17 protein-coding genes, 1 tRNA gene and 2 rRNA genes (1 of these 20 only partly in view) are annotated in these 24398 nt (G+C 61.5%); 11 read left to right on the forward strand and 9 right to left on the reverse strand.

The annotated features are described in order from the left end of the window. The 9 genes from GRI65_RS11150 to GRI65_RS11190 all read left to right on the forward strand — a co-directional run. Positions 1-1804 (forward strand): 23S ribosomal RNA (locus GRI65_RS11150) (it extends 987 nt beyond the left edge of the window). Between the two features lie 128 nt (positions 1805-1932). After that, positions 1933-2047: ribosomal RNA gene (gene rrf, locus GRI65_RS11155) — 5S ribosomal RNA — on the forward strand. 132 nt (positions 2048-2179) lie between these two features. After that, positions 2180-2256 (forward strand) — tRNA-Met (locus GRI65_RS11160). Between the two features lie 299 nt (positions 2257-2555). Continuing rightward, a complete protein-coding gene (locus GRI65_RS11165) occupies positions 2556-4568 on the forward strand; it encodes a TonB-dependent receptor plug domain-containing protein (protein WP_232844111.1) in 2013 nt (670 codons plus the stop codon). A 345-nt stretch (positions 4569-4913) separates the two neighbouring features. Then, positions 4914-5174, forward strand: a complete 261-nt coding sequence (locus tag GRI65_RS11170) for a hypothetical protein (protein WP_160756660.1) — start codon at positions 4914-4916, stop codon at positions 5172-5174. A gap of 27 nt (positions 5175-5201) precedes the next feature. Next, positions 5202-8123 carry a DUF2339 domain-containing protein gene (locus tag GRI65_RS11175; RefSeq protein ID WP_160756661.1) on the forward strand — a complete coding sequence of 974 codons (2922 nt, stop codon included), beginning with the start codon at positions 5202-5204 and terminating at the stop codon, positions 8121-8123. Positions 8124-8199: 76 nt separating this feature from the next. Next, positions 8200-9642, forward strand: a complete 1443-nt coding sequence (locus GRI65_RS11180) for a cytochrome ubiquinol oxidase subunit I (RefSeq protein WP_160756662.1) — start codon at positions 8200-8202, stop codon at positions 9640-9642. Next, positions 9642-10637 carry a cytochrome d ubiquinol oxidase subunit II gene (cydB, locus tag GRI65_RS11185; protein WP_160756663.1) on the forward strand — a complete coding sequence of 332 codons (996 nt, stop codon included), beginning with the start codon at positions 9642-9644 and terminating at the stop codon, positions 10635-10637. The genes GRI65_RS11180 and cydB overlap by 1 nt, the downstream gene beginning before the upstream one ends. Then, positions 10637-10768 carry a DUF2474 domain-containing protein gene (locus tag GRI65_RS11190; RefSeq protein ID WP_160756664.1) on the forward strand — a complete coding sequence of 44 codons (132 nt, stop codon included), beginning with the start codon at positions 10637-10639 and terminating at the stop codon, positions 10766-10768. Before cydB ends, GRI65_RS11190 begins: the two co-directional genes overlap by 1 nt. Positions 10769-10772: 4 nt before the next feature. Here GRI65_RS11190 and glpD read toward each other — a convergent pair whose 3' ends face one another. After that, positions 10773-12278, reverse strand: coding sequence for a glycerol-3-phosphate dehydrogenase (gene glpD, locus GRI65_RS11195; RefSeq protein WP_160757109.1), 1506 nt, complete (start codon positions 12276-12278; stop codon positions 10773-10775). A 180-nt stretch (positions 12279-12458) separates the two neighbouring features. On the opposite strand from glpD, the gene trhO reads away from it, so the two are divergent. Then, the gene (trhO, locus tag GRI65_RS11200) at positions 12459-13421 is read left to right on the forward strand and encodes an oxygen-dependent tRNA uridine(34) hydroxylase TrhO (RefSeq protein WP_160756665.1); all 963 of its coding nucleotides are present in this window, start codon (positions 12459-12461) and stop codon (positions 13419-13421) included. Further along, positions 13421-14056 (forward strand): glutathione S-transferase, encoded by a 636-nt coding sequence (locus GRI65_RS11205; protein ID WP_160756666.1) that lies wholly within the window; start codon positions 13421-13423, stop codon positions 14054-14056. Before trhO ends, GRI65_RS11205 begins: the two co-directional genes overlap by 1 nt. On the opposite strand, the gene GRI65_RS11210 is transcribed toward GRI65_RS11205, so the two are convergent. The 8 genes from GRI65_RS11210 to GRI65_RS11245 form a co-directional block, all read right to left on the reverse strand. Continuing rightward, complete coding sequence (locus GRI65_RS11210; RefSeq protein WP_232844112.1) at positions 14053-15885, reverse strand: methyl-accepting chemotaxis protein; 1833 nt, start codon at positions 15883-15885, stop codon at positions 14053-14055. The genes GRI65_RS11205 and GRI65_RS11210 overlap by 4 nt on opposite strands. Then, on the reverse strand, positions 15882-17441 hold the full coding sequence (locus tag GRI65_RS11215) for a putative bifunctional diguanylate cyclase/phosphodiesterase (protein WP_232844113.1): 1560 nt from the start codon (positions 17439-17441) through the stop codon (positions 15882-15884). The genes GRI65_RS11210 and GRI65_RS11215 overlap by 4 nt, the downstream gene beginning before the upstream one ends. A gap of 80 nt (positions 17442-17521) precedes the next feature. After that, positions 17522-18433 (reverse strand): CheR family methyltransferase, encoded by a 912-nt coding sequence (locus GRI65_RS11220; RefSeq protein WP_160756667.1) that lies wholly within the window; start codon positions 18431-18433, stop codon positions 17522-17524. After that, a complete protein-coding gene (gene cheB, locus GRI65_RS11225) occupies positions 18424-19569 on the reverse strand; it encodes a chemotaxis-specific protein-glutamate methyltransferase CheB (RefSeq protein WP_232844114.1) in 1146 nt (381 codons plus the stop codon). Before cheB ends, GRI65_RS11220 begins: the two co-directional genes overlap by 10 nt. Before the next feature lie 13 nt (positions 19570-19582). Beyond that, entirely contained in the window at positions 19583-19948 is a 366-nt protein-coding gene (locus GRI65_RS11230; RefSeq protein WP_160756668.1) for a response regulator, read from the reverse strand. A 45-nt stretch (positions 19949-19993) separates the two neighbouring features. Continuing rightward, positions 19994-20470, reverse strand: coding sequence for a chemotaxis protein CheW (locus GRI65_RS11235; protein ID WP_160756669.1), 477 nt, complete (start codon positions 20468-20470; stop codon positions 19994-19996). Continuing rightward, on the reverse strand, positions 20467-22830 hold the full coding sequence (locus GRI65_RS11240) for a chemotaxis protein CheA (protein ID WP_160756670.1): 2364 nt from the start codon (positions 22828-22830) through the stop codon (positions 20467-20469). The genes GRI65_RS11235 and GRI65_RS11240 overlap by 4 nt, the downstream gene beginning before the upstream one ends. Positions 22831-22916: 86 nt before the next feature. Further along, positions 22917-24281, reverse strand: a complete 1365-nt coding sequence (locus GRI65_RS11245; protein WP_160756671.1) for an MATE family efflux transporter — start codon at positions 24279-24281, stop codon at positions 22917-22919. Positions 24282-24398 lie beyond the last annotated feature (117 nt).

Consider the following 24398-nt stretch of genomic DNA (forward strand, 5'->3'; position numbering starts at 1 on the left):
AGGTCCGTCGTCAAAAGGGAAACAGCCCTAACCTACAGCTAAGGTCCCCAAGTCATATCTAAGTGGGAAAGCATGTGGGAATCCCAAAACAACCAGGAGGTTGGCTTAGAAGCAGCCATCCTTTAAAGAAAGCGTAACAGCTCACTGGTCTAAATAAGGGTTCCTGCGGCGAAGATGTAACGGGGCTAAAGATATGCACCGAAGCTTAGGGTTCATAGTTTACTATGAGCGGTAGCGGAGCGTTCCGTAAGCGGATGAAGCCGAAGGGTAACCGACGGTGGACGTATCGGAAGTGCGAATGCTGACATGAGTAGCGATAAAAAGGGTGAGATACCCTTTCGCCGAAAGACCAAGGGTTCCTGCTCAACGCTAATCGGAGCAGGGTAAGCCGGCCCCTAAGACGAGCCCGAAGGGGGTAGTCGATGGGAACCACGTTAATATTCGTGGGCCTGAAGATGTGTGACGGATCGTGGACGTTGTTTTCTCTTATTGGATTGAGAGGGCGGCCAAGCGGTTCCAGGAAATAGCCTCTTCATATAGACCGTACCCGAAACCGACACAGGTGGTCAGGTAGAGTATACCAAGGCGCTTGAGAGAAGTATCCTGAAGGAACTCGGCAAATTGCCTCCGTACCTTCGGAAGAAGGAGGCCCCGGCTATGCGCAAGCACTGTCGGGGGGCACAGGCCAGGGGGTAGCGACTGTTTATCAAAAACACAGGACTCTGCTAAGTCGGCTTCAAGACGACGTATAGGGTCTGACGCCTGCCCGGTGCTGGAAGGTTAAGAGGAGGAGTGCAAGCTCCGAATTGAAGCCCCAGTAAACGGCGGCCGTAACTATAACGGTCCTAAGGTAGCGAAATTCCTTGTCGGGTAAGTTCCGACCTGCACGAATGGCGTAACGACTTCCCCACTGTCTCCAGGATATGCTCAGCGAAATTGAATTCTCCGTGAAGATGCGGAGTACCCGCGGTTAGACGGAAAGACCCCGTGCACCTTTACTGCAGCTTCAGAGTGGCATTAGGAAAGAGTTGTGTAGCATAGGTGGGAGGCTTTGAAACTTGGGCGCCAGTCCGAGTGGAGCCATAGGTGAAATACCACCCTGCTGTTTTCTGATGTCTAACTAACTACCGTTATCCGGTAGTAGGACCCTCTGTGGCGGGTAGTTTGACTGGGGCGGTCGCCTCCTAAAGAGTAACGGAGGCGCGCGATGGTAGGCTCAGGACGGTTGGAAACCGTCTGCAAGAGTGCAATGGCATAAGCCTGCCTGACTGCGAGACTGACGAGTCGAGCAGAGACGAAAGTCGGTCATAGTGATCCGGTGGTCCCTCGTGGAAGGGCCATCGCTCAACGGATAAAAGGTACGCCGGGGATAACAGGCTGATGATTCCCAAGAGCTCATATCGACGGAATCGTTTGGCACCTCGATGTCGGCTCATCACATCCTGGGGCTGGAGCAGGTCCCAAGGGTTTGGCTGTTCGCCAATTAAAGTGGTACGTGAGCTGGGTTCAGAACGTCGCGAGACAGTTTGGTCCCTATCTGCCGTGGGCGTCGATACTTGATAGGAGTTGCCCCTAGTACGAGAGGACCGGGGTGAACATACCTCTGGTGTACCAGTCATGCCGCCAGGCGTGCCGCTGGGTAGCTATGTATGGACGGGATAACCGCTGAAAGCATCTAAGCGGGAAGCCTCCCTAAAGATAAGGTATCTTCGAGTCGTAGTAGACCACTACGTTGATAGGCTGGGTGTGGAAGTGCAGTAATGCATGAAGCTAACCAGTCCTAATAACTCTGATCGCGCTTGATGAATTTGCACCATCAACGACAATCTTGCTGCAAGGCTTGGAAGTCGTCGATGTTGGAAGAACATCACAGCCAGATCTGCCCATATATAAGTACATCGATTTAAACCCGCACACACACTGGCTTCATTGCTTGGTGACCATAGCGTCTGTGACCCACCCGATCCCATCTCGAACTCGGCCGTGAAACCAGACAGCGCCGATGGTACTAACGCTCAAGCGTTGGAAGAGTAGGTCGTCGCCAGGCATTGTAGCCAGTGAGTGTGCAGGAAATAACCCATTCGCAATTCAAAAGGGCTGTCCCTAACGGGCCAGCCCTTTTGGTGTCTTTGCTTTTACCGCAAACGGCACTGCGCCTTGTCAGGCGCGAACACGGTGACGCGGGGTGGAGCAGTCCGGTAGCTCGTCAGGCTCATAACCTGAAGGTCGTTGGTTCAAATCCAACCCCCGCAACCACCTTGCCAATCCTGGATATTTTGCCCCACTGGCGTCAGTGGGGCTTTTTTGCGTTTGGCGCGCCGCAAAGGCGTCCAGGCAGAAATTGGCCCGTGTCAACGAACTGAGCAATCTTCGATACGTATATGCTCGTCACGACGGCTGTTCCCACCGGAAGAACAGGAATTCAGGTTGGATCGTTTTTGGCAGGTCTAGGTTCTTCTGCTAGAGCGCGGCAGGGCCTCAGGACTTGCACGATATTTGACCAACGCGGCCAACACGCCGTTACCGACGGATGGTATGGATTGACCAATCGAAAATTGAATTCTGTTTTACTCGCGGCAGTCATCACGTGTCCTGCAGCAGCATCTGCGCAGCCCGCTGAGACGCCGACCTCAAAACCTGTCATCGTAGTTACGGGCCGCGGACTCGACGAGACACCAGCCACCCCCGCTTACGACGTGCAAACGATCGACCGTGACCGCATCACCGCGTCAGCCTCCGGCCGGATCGAGGATGTGCTGTCTGATGTCGCGGGTTTCCAGCAGTTTCGCCGGTCCGACAGCCGATCCTCCAACCCGTCCGCTCAGGGGGTAACGCTTCGTGCGTTGGGCGGGAACGCCACCAGCAGGGCGCTTATCCTGCTTGACGGTGTTCCGATGGCCGACCCGTTTTTCGGCTATATCCCATTCTCGGCGATCGTGCCGGAACGGCTTTCTTCCATCCGCGTCACCCGTGGCGGTGGATCGGGTGCGTTTGGTTCTGGCGCTGTTGCCGGCACAATCGAACTTGAGAGTGCCGACGCTGCCGCTCTTGGCCCCGTCAGCGGCTCGCTGATTGCCAACGACCGTGGCGGAACGGAGGTGAGCGGAACCCTGGCACCCCGATTGGGATCGGGATTTGCGGTATTGTCTGGCCGGTGGGACCGAGGGCCTGGCTTCTTCACCACACCAGAAGACCAACGTGCGCCGGCCAGTGCGCGCTCCGCTTACGACAGTTGGTCGATCGGGCTACGCGGCGCCGCGCCATTGTCGGACCAAGTCGAATTGCAGGCACGTACATTGATTTTCGACGACAAGCGCACACTACGGTTCGACGGAGCTGACAGTACCAGCTCGGGTCAGGGCGCCAGTTTGAGACTGGTCGGCCGCGGGAGGTGGGAATTCGACGTGCTGGCCTACGTCCAGGCGCGCGATTTCAGCAACGTCGTGGTCAGTTCAACCCGCTTCGTCCCGGTATTGGACCAGCGGCGGACGCCGTCGACAGGCCTAGGCGGAAAGCTCGAGGTTCGCCCACCCGTTGGCAGGGGCCATGTGCTGCGGGTCGGTGCCGACTACCGAAAATCCTCCGGTGAGTTGCAGGAGGACGCATATAGCGCGTTCACGGGCGAAATCACCGCGCGCCGCCGTGCTGGAGGCGACAATGGCGACTTCGGCCTGTTCATCGAAGACGATTGGACACTCGGCAGGTTGGTACTGACCGCGGGTGCACGGGCAGATCGCTGGACGATTTCCGACGGCTTTTTCCTCGAGCGTGACGGTGCAGGCGCGATAGCGTCAGACACCAGTTTCGCAGATCGTAGCGGCTGGGACGTCTCGTTTCGTGGCGGGGCCCTCTATGATGCCAGGATGGGGTTGGCTCTGCGCGCGGCAGCCTATAGCGGCGTGCGCCTGCCCACACTGAATGAGCTTTACCGCCCGTTCGTCGTCTTTCCGGTGGTTACGCTGGCCAACGAAGGGCTCGAGAACGAGGCGCTACGTGGCTACGAGGTCGGTTTCGATTACACGCCGGCGCAAGATGTCCGGTTTTCCCTCACAGCCTTCGACAACAAGGTAAAGAACGCAGTCGCAAACGTGACGATCGGGCCAGATTTGCGCCAGCGCCGCAATGTCGACGTCGTCCGTGCGCGCGGGTTGGAATTGGCGGCACAAGCAAGCATTGGCGAGGTCACGATGAATGGATCGCTCGCCTGGACCGATGCAGAAGTGGAGGGCAGCGGACTATCCGCCGGTCTCGATGGGATGCGACCGGCGCAAACCCCGGCTCTGTCGGCTAGCGCTACGATTGCATACGAGCCTTCCCCGGGGTGGCGGCTGGCGACAACAATGCGTCATGTCGGCAGGCAATTCGAGGACGATCAGGAAAGCGATGTCCTTCCCGCTGCGACTACGCTCGATGCATTCGTGCAAATACCGCTCTCACAGCGTTTATCCCTCGTCTTTCGCGGTGAAAACCTTACCGACACGGAGATCGTGACCCGAAACCAGGGCGGGTCGATCGACTTGGGGGTTCCGCGGACTTTGTGGGCGGGGATCCGGCTGGGCCAGTGGTGAGACTGGCTTTACTAACGTTGCCAACAACCCGCCCTTGGCCTTGGCCCGTTGCACCGCGAACCGGGGCGTTCGCTTCCCCCGCGTCCGGCCCGTCAGGTGAAACTGGAAACATCGGTCGCAGCGATAGGGACGCAGCGGAAAATCCGCACTGCTGGCTACGGCCAGCGCTTCCGCTTCCGATCGATAGCGCTGTTTTTTTGCGCAGATGCTTTGCCGCGTGCGGATTGCTCGCCTCCTGTGTACCGGACCGGAGCCGCGATACGCGAATCTGCGGCGCGCGCAAATTGAGAGGACAGATTGGCTGAAGGTCTTGCGGGGATTGCCCCGAAGGCGCACCTTGCGCGAATGACGTTCGACGACCAACTCCAGCGATATTTTGGTACGACCGACCTCACGGAGGTTCCGCCGGATGCCGTCACAGCGGGTCTGGAGCGGATGCAGGTGGATTTCGGGCTCGAGAAAGACCGCGGTCACCGTTTTGCCTTGTGGACGGTGATGTTCATCCTGGGGGATGCACCTGATCTGGATGTGGCATTTAATGAGGAAAAGGACCGGAACGCGGCGCGTGACTTCATGGATATGATGGACCGTATGCCGGATGCCTAGCCGGCGTTCGCGCACAGGGAGCGCGCCGTGGATTGGTTGATCCTGATCGTCCTTGGCGGCGCGTTAATCTATCTGTGGAACCGTACCTCCAACCAGCAGCGCCAGATCGACCGGCTCGAGGCGATGCTCGACGACGCGGCACCCCGGATTGCCGCGCGGGCCGTGACTGAACCGGCGACTGCGAGCGTGGTGACGCGAAGGTCGAAGCCTTTCGACGTACCCTTGGCCAAGCCGGCATCAGCGCTTCGCCCCGCAGTTTCTGTTCCGGCGCCAATGTCCTCGGATGCCGCTCCTGAATTCAAGACCTCTGGCCTGAGCGAGCGGCTATCGATGCCAAAGCTTTCGCTTGATTTCGAGGATCTGTTCGGGCGGCGATTGCCGATCTGGGCTGGCGGTATCGCTCTGGCGGTCGCCGGGTTTTTCCTTGTACGTTATTCGATCGAGGCAGGGCTGATTACCCCGTCGGTCCGTGTGATCCTCGGCTTCGCTTTCGGACTGGCGCTGGTGGCCGCGGCGGAAGCGGCGTTCCGGTTCGAGAGTGTGGTCAAGGACGAGCGGGTGCGGCAGGCGCTGGCCGGGGCCGGGCTCGCCACACTTTATGCCAGCTTCTATCTTGCTGGTTCGGTCTACGGATTGGTCGGTTCGACCTTTTCCTTCTTCGGCTTGGCATCGGTGACGGCGGCGGCGATTGCGCTGTCTTTCCGCTTCGGTTTGCCTTGCGCTGTCCTCGGGCTGGTCGGCGGATTTGCCGCGCCCACCCTGGTTGGCAGCGAAGACGCCAACCTGCCGATGCTTGCGCTGTACCTGGCACTGGTGACGGCTGGATTAGCCCTCACCGGCAAGCGGCAGGACCGCGCATGGCTGGGGCTTGCTTCGCTGGGCGGTGCGCTTGGCTGGGGTGTCCTGATGCTGACCAACGGGTTCGCCAGTGCGGCCGATACGCTGGCGGTGGGCGTGTTCCTGCTGCTGGTCGGGGCTGCGATGCCACTGCTGCTCACGCACGGAAGCCTGCGCGGATTTGGCCGCTTGGCGGTGGCCGGGTTGGCGACATTGCAGATGGCGGCGCTGGTCGACCAGGCGAGTTACACATTCCTCGCGTGGAGCCTTTATGCGCTGCTGGCCGCGGGGATCGGTGCGCTGGGCTGGCAGCAACCCCGAGCGCGCGAGGGCAGTGCCGTTGCCGCTGCGACCGCGTTGTGGCTGCTGGCGATCTGGCCGGGCCCCGGTGTCGACGAATTCGCGGCGATTGCTACTGCCTTCACCGCGATCTTTGCTGGCCTGCCGCTGTGGCATCTGCTGCGGGGCCAGTACCGCGCGGTCGACATTTGGCAGCTAAGCGCATTTCCGCTGGGCCTGATCGGCGTAGCGACTTGGCATTTCAGCCTGGATTTCAACGCGGTCCAGATCGGTCTGGCCTGCGCAGCGGTCGCGCTCGCGGCGTTCCCGGCAACTGCGGCGTGGAGACTTTGGCCCAAGAACAGCGAGCCGCTGCAAAGTTTTGGAGTGGTCACCTTGACTGCGGCGACCACGGTACTGTTTGCAGCCGGGCTGTTGGCGACACCGCTATGGGCAGCGCCATTGGTCGGCGGCACGATTGCCTGCATCGTCGGTGCGCTCGGCTGGAACAGGGCTGACCACGCAATTACCAATATTGGCTGGGGCGCCGCCTTTGTCACGCTGGTTGGCTGTCTGCTGACCGCTACTGACGAAACCCAATTGCTGCGCGCGATAGGCGAAGCCGAGGCAGCCGAACCGTTCCGGAATACGGTGCGCTGGTTCGCCGCTGCGGTGCCGTTCGCCTTGTTGGCCGCAAGCGAACCTCGCCATTCGCTACGCCGGATAGCCGAAGTGTTCGCCGCTCTGTTCGCCTATATGGGCGCGGCGCAAGTCGTCCCTGCAGCGTATCTGCCGTGGATGACAGCTGGGGCTGCGATCCTGACCGCGTGGCGCCTGCCAATCCGGGTTGCCGCGCAGCTTGCCCTGCTTGCGATTGCCGGCCTGTGGGCACTTTTCCCGCTTGCCCACTGGTTGTCGGGCGGATTCGCGGCACTTTACGGGGTTCCGATGCTGGTGACTGAATTGCCCGCGATCCCGGAAGTATCCAGAAGAATTGTGCCGGCCTTGGTGGCCGTTTCCGCGCTGTTGTGGTTTGCGGCCAATCTGCACGAAACGACACGAAAGGTCCTGACAGGGGCGGTTGCAGCGTTAGGCGTAATAAGCGTCCATGTATTTTTCAAACATGTGTTCGCGTTGCAGTCAGTCGAGCAATTCCGCGAACTCGGGCTGGTCGAACGGTCGACGTGGGAAGCCGCTCTGCTCGCGGTCGCTTTCGCAGCATGGCATTTTGGTGTGCTGCGGGAATCGGGCGGGCTGAAGCTGGCGGGGCAATTGGCGGTAGCGGGCGCCTTTACGCATTTTGCGTATTTCACCGTGCTGATCCACAATCCGCTGTGGGCGGCGCAATGGGTGGGGCCATTCCCGCTCCTGACGTGGTTGCTGGTGGCCTATGCGGTTGGCGGGGCGGCCCTTGCCCTGCTGCGGAAGACGGCGCGCGGCGCTCCGGCATGGACAGACGCGCTGTTCGATACGGCTGCAATGGTCCTCATTTCGCTGCTTGCGCTATCTGAATTACGCAATCTGTTCGCGGGCGGGTGGCTGACTTCTGTTCCCGTCGCCCAGACGGAAGACCTGCTGCGTTCGCTGCTGGGGATCGTTCTGGCAATCGCGTTCCTGCTTTGGGGGTCACGCACCGGGACTCGGTCGTGGAGGATCGGTTCGCTGGTGCTGATGCTCGGGGCAGTCTTGAAAGTCTTCTGGTTCGATACCGCCGCGCTGGAGGGACTGACCCGGATTGCATCGATCATGGCGCTGGGGTTCAGCCTGATCGGGATCGGCTGGTTCTACTCCCGGCAACTCTCGCAGCCAAAACAGATTGCGGAACCCGGTTGAGCGTTGCGTTTGTTGCAACTCAGATGACGGCATTAGCGTTACCAAAATAATCTGGGACGCTTATAACCGTCGCATCATGTTTGAAAATGTCGATGCCCTGTTGCTCGCGCGTATCCAGTTTGCCTTTACGGTAAGCTTCCACTTCATCTTTCCGGCGTTCTCCATCGGTCTGGCAAGCTATTTGGCGGTGCTGGAGGGACTGTGGCTGAAAACCGGTAAGCGGATATATCTCGACCTGTTCAAGTACTGGTTGAAGATATTTGCCATCGCTTTCGCCATGGGTGTCGTGTCGGGCATTGTGATGTCCTATCAATTCGGCACCAACTGGTCGGTATTTTCGGATCTGGCGGGGCCGGTTATCGGGCCTTTGATGGCTTATGAAGTGCTGACCGCATTCTTCCTGGAGGCCGGGTTTCTCGGAGTTATGCTGTTCGGGATGAGCCGGGTCGGATCCAAACTTCATTATGCGGCAACCTGCATGGTTGCGCTGGGGACTTTCGTTTCAGCCTTCTGGATCCTGTCGGTCAACAGTTGGATGCAGACCCCCGTGGGCTTTGAAATGGGCGCGAACGGCCAATTTTTGCCCGGCCCGAGCTGGTGGGACATCGTCTTCAATCCCAGTTTCCCTTACCGGCTGGTCCATACCGTAATCGCCGCCTATCTGACGACCGCGTTCGTGGTGGGCGGCGTTGGTGCGTGGCATTTGCTGCGAGACAAATCCAACCTGCACGCCCGCAAGATGTTTTCCATGGCGATGTGGATGGCGGCTATCGTCGCGCCGATCCAGATTTTCGCCGGCGACATGCACGGCCTCAACACACTTGAGCACCAGCCGCAGAAAGTCATGGCGATGGAGGGGCATTACCAGAGCCACCCCGAGGGCGCTCCGCTGATCCTGTTCGGTATCCCCAACAGCGCGGAAAAGCGGGTCGATTACGCGATCGAAATTCCCAAGGCGTCGTCCCTGATCCTCAAGCATGATCTGAACGCGCCGCTCGCCGGGCTGGATACCATTCCCGATGACGAAGAGCCTCCGGTAGGCATCGTGTTCTGGTCCTTCCGGATCATGGTCATGATCGGATTTGCGATGCTGGGCCTCGGTATGTGGAGCTTGCTCGCCCGCACCCGCAGGAAGCTTTACGACTGGTCGCTGCTGCACCGCGCAGCTCTGATCATGGCACCGAGCGGGTTCGTGGCGGTTATCGCCGGCTGGATTACGACCGAGGTCGGCCGCCAACCGTTCGTGATCTACAACCTGCTGCGCACCGCGGACGCGGCCAGCCCGCTCGATGCACCGGCAGTCGGCGCATCGCTGCTCGCCTTCGTGATCGTGTACTTCGCAGTGTTCGGGGTCGGCACCTGGTATATCCTGCGGCTGATGAGCCATCATCCCCATACCGGCGAGACCGGCGTCAAGCGGGGCGATACCGGGCCCATCCGGACGGCCGGGATTACCCCCGGTCCGACGCAGAACCCGGGACGGATAGGCACCATGCCAGACGGGAAGGAGCCGGAATAATGGACCTCACAGTCATCTGGGCCTTCATCATTGCCTTTGCCGTGTTCGCCTATGTGGTGATGGACGGGTTCGATCTCGGCATCGGCATCCTGTTCCCGACCTTCGACGTCGGGCAGGAACGCGACCAGGCGATGAATTCCATTGCGCCGGTGTGGGATGGCAACGAAACCTGGCTGGTGCTGGGCGGCGGCGGGCTGCTCGCCGCGTTTCCGCTCGCCTATGCCATCATCCTGCCGGCCACCTATCCGCTGATCATCGCCATGCTGCTAGGCTTGGTGTTTCGCGGGGTGGCGTTCGAATTTCGCTGGCGTGACCCGAGGCACCGCGGATTCTGGGACTTCTCCTTCACCGCGGGATCGTTTGTCGCTGCGATGGCGCAGGGGATGATCCTCGGCGCGTTGCTGCAGGGTGTCGAGGTCGATGGCCGCGCCTATGCGGGCAGCTGGTTCGACTGGTTCACGCCCTATACGCTGCTTACCGGTGTCGGCACCGTTGCGGGCTATGCGCTGCTGGGCGCGACGTGGCTGGTGTGGAAACTGGAAGGCCCGGCGCAGGAGCACGCCTACCGGCTGTCTTTTCGCGCAGCCATCGCAACGTTGGCGCTGCTCGGCGCGGTCAGCCTGTACACGCCGTTCCTGGATGCAGCGTATTTCGACCGGTGGTTCGCCATGCCCAGCATCCTGTTCGCCAGCCAGGTTCCGCTGCTGACCTTGATCATCGCCTATTTCCTGTTTCGCGGCCTGGCCAAGAAATGGGAAGCTGCGCCGTTCTGGCTATCGCTGGGGCTGTTCCTGCTGGGAATGGCGGGGCTCGGCGTATCGATGTGGCCCTATGTCGTGCCCGAGACGGTTACCATCTGGGATGCCGCTGCGCCGGAACGCAGCCAGGTTTTCATGCTGATCGGGGTGGCGATCACCATGCCGCTGATCATCGGTTACACCGCCTGGGCCTATTGGGTGTTCCGCGGCAAGGTGGGGCACGAGGGTTACCATTGATGGCACAAGGTAAGGACAGAAACCAAAGCCCGCTGTGGCAACGGCTCGCGTGGATGGCGGCAATTTGGGCGGCCAGCGTGCTGGTGCTGGGCGCGGTGGCGATGGTCATCCGCGCGTGGCTGGGCCTTTGACGTATTAAACTTTCGCAACCGTGCGGTGCAGATATTCCGACAGCACTTCTACCTCGCGCGCGCTGAACAGCAGGCCAAGTTTGCTGCGGCGCCACAGCACATCTTCCGCGGTTCGGGCCCATTCGTGGGTCACCAGATAGTCTACTTCCGCAGCGGACAAGCCATGTCCGAAATCTTGCCCCAGGTCGGACCGGCATTGGGCGGTGTCGAGGAAAAACCGTGCTCTCGTGCCATACGCCTTGATGATCCGGTCGGCGTCTGCAGGTTGCAGGAACGGATAGTCCGTGAGGAAGATCGCCATCAGGTCGGCGGCACCGTCTGGCGGGAAATTACCCCCTGGCAGTGCTGCCGAACCGGTCCAGTGGGCATTGCTTTCCAACGCGAGGTAGGGCTCGAGCCTGTCCACCGCTTCTTCTGCCACGTGCCGGTAGCTGGTGATCTTGCCGCCGAAGATGGACAGCAGCGGATGGCCGCCGTCCGAAAGATGCAGATCCAGCGCATACCCGCGCGTCGCCGCTTCCGGCCGACCCGAGCCGTCATCAAGCAGCGGGCGCACTCCGGAATAGGTCCAGACCACATCCTCCGGCGTTATTGCCGCCTCGAAATACTGGTTTGCGCTGTCGCATAGATAGTCGATTTCCTCCGCGCTGGCAGCAGCCTCGAACTCGCTGGCGTGGTGGTCCTGATCGGTTGTCCCGATCAGGGTGAAATCCCGTTCGTAGGGAATGGCGAAGAATATCCGCCCATCCGGCAGCTGGAAGAAATAGGCGTATTCGTGTTCGAACAGGCGGCTCACCACGATGTGGGAACCGCGCACCAGCCGCATCTTGCGCGGCGTCATGACGTCGGCTCGATCGAGGAGGCCCAGCACCGAAGGGCCGGCCGCGTTGACCACGGCCCTGGCCGTGATGGAAACTTCGGTGCCGTCGTCGCCGGTCGCCAATACCCGCCAGCCTTCCGGCACCTGCTCAAGCCGCGTGACCTTGGTCTGGGTGCGGATTTCCGCCCCTCTATCCGCGGCGTCCATCGCGTTCAGCACCACCAGCCGCGCATCGTCCACCCAGCCGTCCGAATATTCAAACCCCTTGGTCAGGAACGGCTTCAGCGGCGCTCCGGCAGGGTGTTTGCGCAGGTTGACTGACGTGGTGGCGGGCAACTTCCTGCGGCCGCCGATATGGTCATACAGGAACAGCCCGAAACGCAGCAGCCAGCGTGGCCGCAGTCCGGACCGGTGCGGCAGGATGAACCGCATGGGCCAGATGATATGCGGCGCGATCCGCCACAGGGTCTCGCGTTCCTGCAGTGCCTCGCGCACCAGGCCGAATTCGTAATGCTCCAGATAGCGCAGGCCGCCATGGATCAACTTGGTGGAAGCTGACGAGGTGCCCCGAGCCAGGTCGCCGCATTCCAGCAGCAGCACCTTAGCGCCGCGCCCGGCCGCATCGCGCGCGACCCCGGTACCGTTTACCCCGCCGCCAATGACGATCAGGTCGAATTCTGGCTGGCTCATGCGGCGGGTGACATCGAGATGGGGAAATCCAGTAGGATGGGAGCTGAAACGCGTGGGCACCACCATACCCAGCGAGTGCGCCTCACTGCAAGCGGCGGGGCATGTTTTGCGGGGTTCAGGGCGGCATGCGCAACCAAACGGCACTGGACTACCGCCCGATCGTCCTTAAGTAGCCCTGCGATGAGTTCGACAATCGATCCGATGACGGTCTGCGTTGCAGCGCTGTACAAATTCGCTCCTGTACCGGATGCGGAGGCCCGCCGCGCGGCGCTTGCGCAAACCTGTGATGTGCTTGGGATCCGGGGGACGATCCTGATCGCCCGCGAAGGGTTGAACGGAACCATCGCGGGAACTGATGACGCACTTGCGGAAATACTTGGTGCCATCCGGTCGATCCCCGGTTTCGAGGAACTCGAGGTGAAGTTTTCCCGTGCTGCGGCGATGCCGTTCCACCGCATGAAGGTGCGCATCAAGCCCGAAATCGTCACCATGGGACAGCCGGACATTGATCCGCTGGCCGGCGTTGGTCATTATGTCGACCCGGGGGACTGGAACGCGTTAATTACCGATCCCGACACGATCGTGATCGACACCCGCAACGATTACGAAACGGCGGTTGGAACGTTCAAAGGCGCGATCGACCCTGATCTCAAGACCTTCCGCGACTTTCCCGCGTGGTTCCGCGCCGAGCGCGAACGGTTGTTGGGCGAAGGCAAACCGCCCAAGGTGGCGATGTTTTGCACCGGCGGCATCCGCTGCGAGAAATCGACCGCATTTCTCAAGGCCGAGGGGATCGACGAGGTGTACCACCTCCAGGGCGGCATCCTGAAATATCTCGAAACCGTCAGTGCCGAAGAATCGCTGTGGGAAGGCGAGTGCTTCGTTTTCGACCAGCGGGTCACTGTAGGCCACGGCCTGGCGCCGGGCAGCTACCAGCTTTGCCATGCCTGCCGGCGGCCGTTGACGGCGGAGGACGTCGGGTCCGACCTGTACGAGACCGGGGTCAGTTGCCCCGCCTGCCATGACGAGCGAACCGAGGCGCAGCGCGCTGGCTACCGGGAACGTCAGTGTCAGGAAACCAAGGCGGCGATGGCCGGGGTCGCCCATGTCGGAGCGCGGCTGAAGCCCGCCAAAGCGCGCTGATGGCGGAATTTCCGATCCTCTACAGCTTTCGCCGGTGCCCCTATGCGATGCGAGCGCGGCTGGCGCTGATGGTCAGCGGCACGGTGTGCGAATTGCGCGAAGTGAAATTGTCGGCCAAGCCCGACGACCTGATCGCGATATCCCCGAAGGCTACGGTTCCGGTGCTGCAGCTGCCCGGCGGGGAGCTAGTCGACGAGAGTATCGACATCATGCGCTGGGCGCTCGCGCGAAACGATCCGGAAAATTGGCTGGAGCGAGATGACGCCGCGCTGATTGCGGCCAATGACGGACCCTTCAAGCACCATCTCGACCGCTACAAATACCCTGGCCGATACGACGATTGCGATGCCGGGCAGCACCGCGAGTCTGGTTTGAAGTATCTGCAGGTGCTGGAAGAACGGTTGAAGACGCAGCCGCAGTTATGCGGCCGTGAACGCGGATTGGCCGACATGGCGATCATGCCCTTCATCCGGCAGTTCGCGGCCACCGACTGGGAATGGTTTGCGGACCAGCGCCTCCCCGGACTTCAGGCATGGCTGGACGGGCATCTCGAATCACCTCTGTTCAAGAGTGTGATGGACAAGCGCCAGCCGTGGGCGCCGGGCGACGCGCCGGTATATTTCCCCGCAGGTTAATCGTCTTCGTTGCGGATGCGCTGGAGGAACATGTCCACCTGGCTGCGCAGCGTGGCAGCCTGGCCTTCCAGATCGGTGGCCGAATTCAGGACCTGCGATGCCGCGGCTCCGGTCGCCAGCGAACTTTCCCGCACGCTGCCGATACCGGACGATACTTCCCCGCTGCTGCGTGCGGCAAGGTCGATGCTGCGCGCCAGGTCGTGACCGGCGACCGACTGCTGGTCCACCGCTGAAGCAATCGAGATCGCGGTCGTTTCGAGCTGCTCGACCTGGGTGCTGATGGAGCGGAGCGCGAGGACCGAATCGTTGGTGGAGTTCTGCATGTCGCGAATTTGTTGGGCGACTTCTTCGGTCGCGCGGCTGGTCTGTGCAGCCAGTTCCTTGACCTCGGAAGCGACCACCGCAAACCCGCGGCCCGCCTCGCCGCCGCGCGCGGCCTCGATCGAGGCATTGAGCGCGAGCAAGTTGGTGCGGCGGGCGATCGACTGGATCAGTTCCACGACTTGCCCCACCTGAGATGCTGATGCGGCCAAGGTCGACATCTTGCCATCCGCCACATCGGCGGATTCCGAAGCCTTGCGGGCCAGTTCTGCCGAAGTGGCTGCCTGGCGGCTGATTTCGCCGATCGACATGGCAAATTCATCGCTCGCTGCCGCCGCCGCAGTGACACCCGAAGACGCTTCATGCATCGAATGTGCGGCCCGGCTGGCCTGGTCGGATGCGGTTTCGGCTGTTTTCTCCATCGCGCCGGCTGTCGTCTTGAGCTGGGTCGAGGCGGCTGCGACGCTGCTGACGATATCGCCGACGGTCGTTTCGAACTTGCTGGCCATCTTGGAAAGCATTTGCGCCTGACGCTTGCGGCGGTCTTCGCGGTCCTGTGCTTCTTCCGCCGATTTGGCCAAGGCAAGCTTAGCCTGTTCCGCTGCGTCGGCCTGAAGTTTTTCCAGTTCGAAAGCAACAAGACGGAACTGCTCGAGAGTGCGCGCCATTTTTCCGATCTCGTCGGCCCGGTCCATGCCAGGGATCGTCAGGTCCTTCTTGCCTTTGGCGAGCGCTGCCATCTGGCTGGTAATCTGCGCGATTACGTCTCCAATGTCCCGCTGGAAAAACCGCATCACCATCAGCGATGAGGTCAGCGCGACGATCACCAGCATGATAAACCCGACTATCTGCTGGGCGAGCAGCAGACTGTGCTCCGCGCCGAGCACTTTCACCTGATCAATCAGCTGCCGGGAAAGCACCGCGGAGCTTTCGGTCAGTGATGCTCCAGCCGACGCCGCCCGCTCCGCGTCGGTGCGCCGGATCGCTGTTTCCATGTCGGCCAACCCGCCGTCGATCTGCTCGATTGCGACACCGACGTCGACTTGCCGCGAGGTGATGAAATCGCGCATCGCTTCGATGTGCTGCTTTTCCTCGGTGATCGCGGCAATCGCTGCCCCCGCGTCCGTCAGTTCACCGGATACGAGGTAGCGGTCGGTCAGCCGGCGAATTTCCTCTACTCCGGCCATGGTGCGGGTCGCGCCAAGGGTCAGTTCGTATTGCTGGCTAATGGTCTGGGACTTGTTCCACAGCAAGGTGTAGCCGAGCAGTACGGCAGCAGCGATTACCGCCGCAAAAGCGAGATTTCCGCCAAACGTCGCGCGCAGTTTTCCGGCAATCGATTGCTGCGCGAACCACCGGGTCAACCGGTTCGAGTAAACCGGATCCTGGTCAGGATAAGCGTTGCTGACGCCTGGTCCGGTTCGGCTGTCCTCCGCAGCAGGGGCGGCCGGAAAGTCGCCGGCAAATTCGGCGGCGGTTTCCGGCGTGATTTCGGTCATGGCGTTCATGCTGCCGCGCTCTCCTGGTCGGTCGATTTGACGGTGTGGCTACTTGCAGACAGTAAATCGGTCCCGGTTGCGGGCACGGACAAATGCTGTTCGATGTCCTTGGCAGGCATCGCCTTGAAGTAGAGCCAGCCCTGGATCTGGTCGCATCCCGCCGCGCGGACCAGATCGGCCTGTGCTTGTGTTTCGACACCTTCCGCAGTGACGTCCATATTCAGCGCGCGGGCCATCGAGATGCTCGACAGCATCATCGCCCGCAAACTTTCGTCGGCGGCGGAATTGACGATCAACGACCGGTCGAGCTTGAGTTTGTTGAAACGGAACTGGCGCAGGAACCCGATCGAGGCATATCCGGTCCCGAAATCGTCGAGCACCACGTTGACGCCAAAGCCGCGAATGATGTCGAGGCTCCGTTCTGCGACGACCGGATCGAGGATCAGTGAGGTTTCGGTTATCTCCAGGTCCAGCCGTTCCGCGGGAAACCCCGTTTCGTCGATGATCTGGCCCAGCTGGATCGGGAATTCGGGATTGCGCAACTGGGCGGCCGAAATGTTGACGGACAGCTTGATCTTGCCCCAACCCAGGGCATCCTGGCAGCTTTGGCGAAGAACCCACAGGCCGATCGCGTTGATCAGGCCGGTCTCTTCAGCAATCGGCACAAAGGCGCCCGGGCCGATGATCTTGCCATCGGGCCGTTCCCAGCGAAGCAGGGATTCCACCGCGACGATCTGACGCGAGGCAGCATCGACGAGCGGCTGGTACTGGATGCGAAATTCGTTGTTCAGCAGGGCATCGCGGAGTTCGTTGTTCATGTCGCGAATGGCTTCGAGATTGCGATCGAATTCGGGACGGAACCAGCTGCAGCGCATCTTCCCGCCGCGTTTCGAAGCGTACATCGCCACGTCGGCGCGTCGGAGCAATTCGGACGAATTCGGCCGATCAGCAGGACTGGACCGTGCCAGGCCGATACTCGCGCCGATGCCGATCCTTCGATCCTGTACCGGAATGGTCTGCGATAATTTGTCGAGCAGGTTGCGGCAGATCCCTTCGAGGATGGTACCGGCGAGGGGGCCCGCCATGCCGATGGCAAACTCGTCACCGCCCAGCCGGTAGGGCACAGCATCCTTGCCGCAGACACTGCGCAGCATGGCGGCTACTTCTTTGATAACCTGGTCACCGACATGGTGGCCGTAGAGGTCGTTGACGATCTTGAAGCCATCGAGATCGATCAACGCGACAGCCAGTTCGTCGCTGTCCTTCGTCCTGGTGATCGCATGATGGTGCAACGCGCGGCGGTTGGGCAGTGCACTGAGACTGTCCGTCATGCCCATGCTCTGGAGCTCGTCGACCGTCTTGATCCCGATATGGGCGAGGAATGCGGCGGCAAGTGAGTAGGTGGCAATTCCGCCGATGATAAGGGCGGAAGCCGATGCGCGGGGTACGTCGCCGCTGAACAGCAGCAGCGCGCAGGTAATGACGAAGATAAGCGTCAGCACCAGCATTGGCGCGAACACCAGAAGCCGCGGATTTGAACCCAGTTTACTCAGCGATTTCGCCATTTCGCCCCCGCGGACCGGTGACAGCCCGATCTCTGCGAACGGGGTAGACCGATGTGACTAAAGAACCGTTAAGTCGGAATTTACTGTGTTGATTTTCGCGCTGTAGAGGCTGTTGCCAGGAAATCGGCCCGGGCGGGCCGGCTTTCCGTGTTCCACCGGTTGGCGATCAATTCCGGGCTGGCTTTGGTGTAAAGGCCCTGCATTCCGCGCGACGGTTTGAAAGTTCCGGTCCGTCCCACCGTTGTTTCGCCGGCCCCCAGCATCAGCAATCCGTCCTGCGCCATATTCTGGGCGAGCCGTTTGAATGCCCGCTCACGCGTTACTTCGTCAAAATACAGCAGCACGTTGCGGCATAGAACCAGGTCATGGCGTTGCAATTCACCCGCCGGATCGAGAATGTTTCCGACCTTGAAGCGGATCATTCGCTGCAAATTGCGCTTTGCCTGCCATCCCTCCGGAGTTTCGCGAAAATGCGCGATCATCTGGCTGATGCCAAGGCCGCGCTGGATTTCGAACTGGCTGTAGCAGCCGCGCTTTGCAGTTCTGATAGCTGCTGCCGAAACATCGGTGCCGAAGATATCGATCTGCCAGCCGGCCCATCTTTGTGGTTGTTCGACAAACATCATTGCGAGGGAAAGTGCCTCCTGCCCGGTCGAGCAACCCGCCGACCAGATCGAGAGGCGTTTCGACGATGCGCGCTTCTTCGCCAGCGCCGGCAGAGCGTGCGTATCGAGCAAGGCGAACATGACCCGGTCACGAAAAAAATAGGTTTCGTTGTTGAGCAGCGCCTCGACCACTTCCCGCGCGAGCTGGTCGCCGTGCGGTTCGGCCAGCAGGCAGACCAATTGGTCCGTGTTGGTGATGCCCCGGTCCCGGAAAATTCCGCCAAGGGCTGAAGTGATCCGCCACCGGCGACTTTCGGTAAGCTGCTGGCCGGAACGCGCGGTCAATAAGTCGGCAATGATCCGGTGGGAAATTTCGCTCACTTCCATGGCGAGGCTCCGACGTTCAGTGCGATGCGTTTGGCAATTTCGGCAGGGGGAAGGATTGCGCTGGTCAGCCCGGCCTCGGCCACGGCACGCGGCATTCCCCAGACTGCACTGCTGGATTCATCCTGCGCCAGGATGGTTCCGCCAGCCTCCACCAGACGAGCCGCGCCGTCCGCGCCGTCCCGGCCCATACCTGACAGGACGATACCCAGCGCATGCCCGCCGGTTGCGTCGGCTAGCGTTTCGAACATCGGGTCGACCGATGGGCGGCACCCGCTGGCGACCGGGAAATGGCCGATTTCGGCTATCAGGCGCCCTCCGCTTTCGCGGACCATCATGTGTCCGCCGCCCGGTGCAATATGGATGCAGCCGGCCTCGATCGGCGTGCGCGCGCCAGTCACGACGGCCTTTCGGCCCCCTGCGGTTTCGAGTTGGCGGGCGAACACCGGAATAAAGCTTTCGGGCAAGTGCTGTGTGACCAGGATCGGCAAATTCAGTTGCGGGGGCAAGTTTCGCAGCAGGATGCACAAGGCATGGATCCCACCGGTCGAAGCGCCGATGGCGATCACTCTGGGCGCTTTTGACGCTGCCTTGCGCAAGGCGGGGTGGGCGGCATTTGGTGCGGCGCTTTCCGTTTCGCGCAAATCTGTTTCGACGGGTTCGACACAACCCGGGGCGGAGGGCGCAAGCGCGCGGATTTTCTCGAGAAGGGCGGTGCGGTAGGCTTGGTCGAACCCGCCCGACCTCGGTTTCAGCATGGTGTCGGCGGCCCCCATTCGAAGCGCGGCGATGGTGTGTTCGGCACCCTCCTCGGTCAGGGAGGATACCACCAGCACTTGCGCACCCCTGCCTGCGGCGAGGAGCGTAGGAAGGGCATCAAGTCCGCCCATGCCAGGCATTTCCAGGTCGAGCAGGATCACATCGACACGCTTGTGCGCAAGGTCCACAATTGCCAGTTCTGCGCTGCTGGATTTCGCGACAATCTCGAAGCCGTCAGCTTCCTCGATGATGCGGGACAGGACCGTGCGCACGATCAGCGAATCGTCGACGATCATAACCCGAACGGCGGCTCGTCCGGCACGGTTTGTCCGTGCGGCACGGGTTTCCGTCCGCGTCGGAAGGGAAAACAGATGGCGCATAACTGGCAGGCTCTCAGGCCATGCCAACCAGCTGCAACTTTATCTGCAGCGTCTCGTGATCGAATGGCTTCATGACATATTCGTCCGCTCCGGCGCTGATGGCTTCGCGGATATGGGCGATATCGTTTTCGGTGGTGCAGAAGACCACCTTGGGCACGTCCCCACCGGGCTGTTTGCGCAACTGGACGATGAATTCGATGCCAGTCATGACCGGCATGTTCCAGTCTAGCAGGACCACGTCGGGCATCGTATCGAGGCAATGATCCAAAGCGACCTTGCCATTTTCCGCCTCTGCAACCGAGAATCCGAGGCTTTCTAGAATATGGCGCGACACTTTGCGGATGACCCGCGAATCGTCGACAACGAGGCAGCTCTTCATGATGGTACGATCCCTTTCACGCTCTGCCCTATGGGGTTAAGGTAACTATCGGCTTAAGCTGACACTCGGTTCGGCCGTTTTTCCGGCCTTTTTTAGTATTCGGCTGGGCGGCCCCGCGACCATTCGGGTGATGTCGATCAACAACGCCGGACCTTGCTCGGTTTCCACCATGCCCAAGGCTACCCGCTCCCATGATTCGCCGAAGCCGCCCGGCACCGGATCGGGTTCGGACAACGCATCGGTGACATCTTCGACCTTATCGACTTGCAGGGCGTAAAGATGTCCCTCGATCTCGACCACGGCGGCGCGGCTGTCGGGCGCAGTCTCGGGAACCAGGCCGAGCGATTTGCGGCAATCGATCACGGTCAGCGAACGGCTGCGCATCGCCGTCAACCCGGAGATGAAGTCGGGGGCGCGGGGTACCGGAGCGATCGAATCGATTTCGATTACCGACTGGATTTCAACCGCCCGAAACGCCGCACGGCGGCCGGCAATCCGGGTCATGACCAGGAGTTCGTTCATCGCACGCTCCCCGCCAGGGCCTGTTTCAGCGCAGCCAGCAAGGCATCGCGGTCGTAACGGTAAATCCCGCGTTCCCGCCCCTCCGGCTGGTTGCTGTCGGAATGGAGCCGGATCACGGTGGCGGACACATCCGCCGGTACCGGCTGGTCATCCATCAGGATGGTCACATTCGCGGGCTCGTCTGGGGATGCGGCGATACGATATCCGGCAGCCTCGACCAGCGGCTGCAACATGGCCTTGGACCATTCGTCATTCGCTGGCAGGCGGCAAGTCACCGGCGCGCCCGGGTGCATTTTCCGGCCATGCCTTGCGAACAGGGCAAGTCCGTCCAGCACCGGGGTCGGGTAGCCGCCGATCATGGTCACACCTTCGATCAGCGGATCGTCTTCGCTGGGCACGATCTCGTTCTCGATTGCCGAGGCATCCGAGACGTCGGAGACTGCATAGGCCAGTTCGCACTGCCCGTCCGACAACCGCAGCAGTTTGAGCTTGCCTTCGGGGATCGTGCCGGTGCCCGCCCTGTCATCAAGGCCAATCAGCGGCAGGATGCTGCCTTCGATCACGATTTGCGACCGGCTTCCTTCGATATCCACGGCGTCGCTGGACAGGACATCGATCCGCCGGACCAGGTCCATCGCAATGGCGCGGCGCCGGCCGTCCATGCCGGTAAACAGCATGACCGGACGGGTACGGACAGCGCGTTCACGATTTGCGTTTTCGGGGGGCGAGGGGCGGACCCTGACTTCACTGACCAGCCCGTTCTGTGCGGCGATCGTTTGCACGTCCAGCATCAGGATCGGGCTGCCATCGTCGAGCAAGGTCGTGCCGGCATATATCCCGGTCGCCATTACCGCGGGCGCCAGCGGCTTCACGACCAGATCCTCGTGATCGAATACCCGGTCCACCGCGAGCGCGAACAGGTCGCCGGTGCCGAGCCGGATCAACAGCAGCGTTTCGCGCCGCAAATCGGTGGATTCGCGCAGGTTCAACACCCGGGCGAGGGACAGGCACGGTATCCGGCGGCCCCTGAAGGTCACCAGGTCGGCGTCTCCCAGGCTGGAAAACTCCAGCGAACTGGCCGCTCCGTGCATGATTTCCTCAACATAGGAACGCGGCACTGCGAAGCGCTGATCGCCGACCGCCACCGTCAGGCCCGCGACGATGCTGAGCGTCAGCGGGATTGCTAGGATGAACACGGTACCCTCGCCGGGGGTGCTCCGAACGGTAATCGTGCCGCCGATCTTGTCCAGGTTTGCCCGGACCACGTCCATGCCCACGCCGCGCCCTGATACTTCACTCACAACTTCGGCGGTGGATAGGCCGGGTTCGAAGATCAGTTGGTGCAGGTCCTCGCGCGACATTTCGGCGACCTGCGCCTCGGTCAGCAAGCCCGCAGCCACGGCCTTGGCGCCAAGCCGCGCGCAGTCCAGGCCCCTGCCGTCGTCGCTGATCGCAATCGATATCCGGTTGCCGGACTGGCGCGCGGTCATGCCCAGCAAGCCCACCTCGTGCTTGCCAGCGGCGCGGCGCTCGGCGGGAGTTTCGAGGCCATGGTCAATGGCGTTGCGAATGATGTGGGTAACCGGGTCGCGGATCATTTCGATCATTTCGCGGTCCATTTCCGCGTCTTCGCCCTCGAGGTCGACCATGACCTGTTTGCCCAGTTCGGCGGACAGGTCGCGGACCAGGCGCGGAACCGGATTGTAGAGATATTCGATCCGCTGCATCCGCATCCGGGTGGTAGCTTCACGAACATCGTTGAGGATGCCGGAAAGCCGCTCGAACGGGCCATCGATGGAGGGTTCGGATCCGGAAGCCCGCAGGCGGCGCGCTAAATCATTGCGGGCGAGAACCATGTCGGAAACCCCGCTCATGACCCGGTCAAGCAGGTCCACTGGCAAGCGGATGCTGCGCGGCGTTGCGGCGGGCGTGCTGGGTTTGGCGGGGGTGCTCTCGGTCGCCTGGATTTCCTGTGGCTCGTCGTGCTCTTCGCTATCGGGATCGAGCATCGCGATGAGCAGGTCATCGCCCGAAGAGTTCAGCGCGTCTCCGTTTTCGATCTGGGCGGTCATACGACCGATCCGGTCGATGATCGCGAGAACCCCGTTAACCAGCTGGAAGTCGGCAACACGCCGGCCAGCACGCACCTCGGCGAGCGCGCTTTCCGCGGCGTGGCTGAGGCTTTCAAGTTCGGGATAGTCGAAGAAGCCGCAATTGCCCTTGACCGTGTGGACGAAGCGGAAAATTGAATCGAGCCGTGCGCGGTCGTCCGGATCAGCTTCCCAGGCGACGATTTCACCTTCGATCGCCTCGAGCATTTCGCGCGTTTCCGCGACGAATTCTGCCAGCAGGTCATCCATCGATACACGCCCCCGAAAATAGCTTCGATTGCTATGGCGGCTGATGGTTAATTATCTGTCACCGGGAGGCGACAGCGCGGCCCGGGTCAGCCCGCCGCCGATCGGGCGGTTCTGGGCTGCCCAGCTCGTAGCACCCGCCACACAACCAGGCCGGCGACCGTCCCGCCGATGACATTTGCGGCGAGTTCGGCGGCGAAGATGGCTTCCGCTCCCCACGCCGGACGCAGCAGCCAGGCGAACGGCAGCATCACCAGGAACACGCGGCCGCAGGACTGGAGCAGCGCCGTACCCGCGCGTCCGACACCGTTAAGCGCCCCGTTGCTGATGATCAGCACGCCGAACCCGGCATACCCCCATGCGGCAATCGACAGATAGCTGGCGAAGGCCGCGATAACTGCCGGATCCTCGGTGAAGAAATCCGCGAACCACTCCCCCGCGGCGAACAGCACAACCGCTAGCACGAGGCCGTATCCGACGGCGAAGGCCCCGGCCCACAGCATGGCGCGCTGCGACCGTTCCGGTTTGCCCGCGCCCCAGTTCTGCCCGACTATCGCGCCGATGGAGGATGACAGCGCCAGCAGCGGTACCACCGCGAAACTTTGCAGACGTCCTGCCGCTCCGAAACCTGCGACCGCTGCCTGGCCCTGGCTCGCGATCAGCGCGGTCAGGATAGACAGGCCTATCGGATTGATCGCGTTGGAAAAAGACGCTGGTCCGGCAACGCTGAGGATCGCCTTGAAGGACGCTCCGAGGTCGGAATCCTTCAGCATCCCCGGGTTGATCGGCAGCGGAGTCTTTCGCAGCAGGTAGATGCCAAGAGCGAAGGCGATGCCGTAACCCGTGATCGACGCATAGGCGGCGCCCGCAATACCGAAACCCTCGATCCCGAAGGCGCCGGTTATCAGGATCGGATCGAGCACCCAGTTGATGCTGGCATAGGTGATCGAGATGATTGACGTCCGCTTGGCTTCGCCCTGGCCGCGCAGGATACCGTTTACCCCCATGATCCCCATCAGCAGTGGCAGGCCCATCGCGAAGGGCCGCATATAGGCGCGGATCAGCGGCATCAGCTCGGGCGGGGCCTGCATCAGGCGGAACAGTGGGTCGACCAGAGTGAACACGGCAATGGCGAAGGCGAGGCCCATCACCAATGCGAACAGCAGGCCGAAGTTTGCCCGGCGGGCCGCGCGCGGGACATCGCCTTCGCCGAGCGAGCGGGCGATGACCGAGTTGATGCCGACCGATATGCCCACTCCAAGGCTGCTGATCGCCATCGTGATCGGGAAGATGAAACTGATCGCGGCAAGTTCGCTGCTGCCTAGCTGGCCGATGAAATAGGAATCGACCAGCCCGATCGACATTACCGCCGCTACCGCGAAAACCATCGGGAGGGTCTGGGTAACGAGATGTCCGCGGATCGTCCCGCGCGTCAGTTTCGCCGCCTCGCTCATGACTGTGCGTTAGCGGTGCGGGGCGCAGGTGCAAAGCGGTTTGGCGGGAAATCCGCAACACCGCCTTGCAGCGCGCGCCGCACCCGTGCGATACTGGGGCAAATCACGATGTCAGGA

It is taken from the genome of Allopontixanthobacter sediminis (assembly GCF_009828115.1).
Taxonomy (GTDB): Bacteria; Pseudomonadota; Alphaproteobacteria; order Sphingomonadales; family Sphingomonadaceae; genus Allopontixanthobacter; species Allopontixanthobacter sediminis.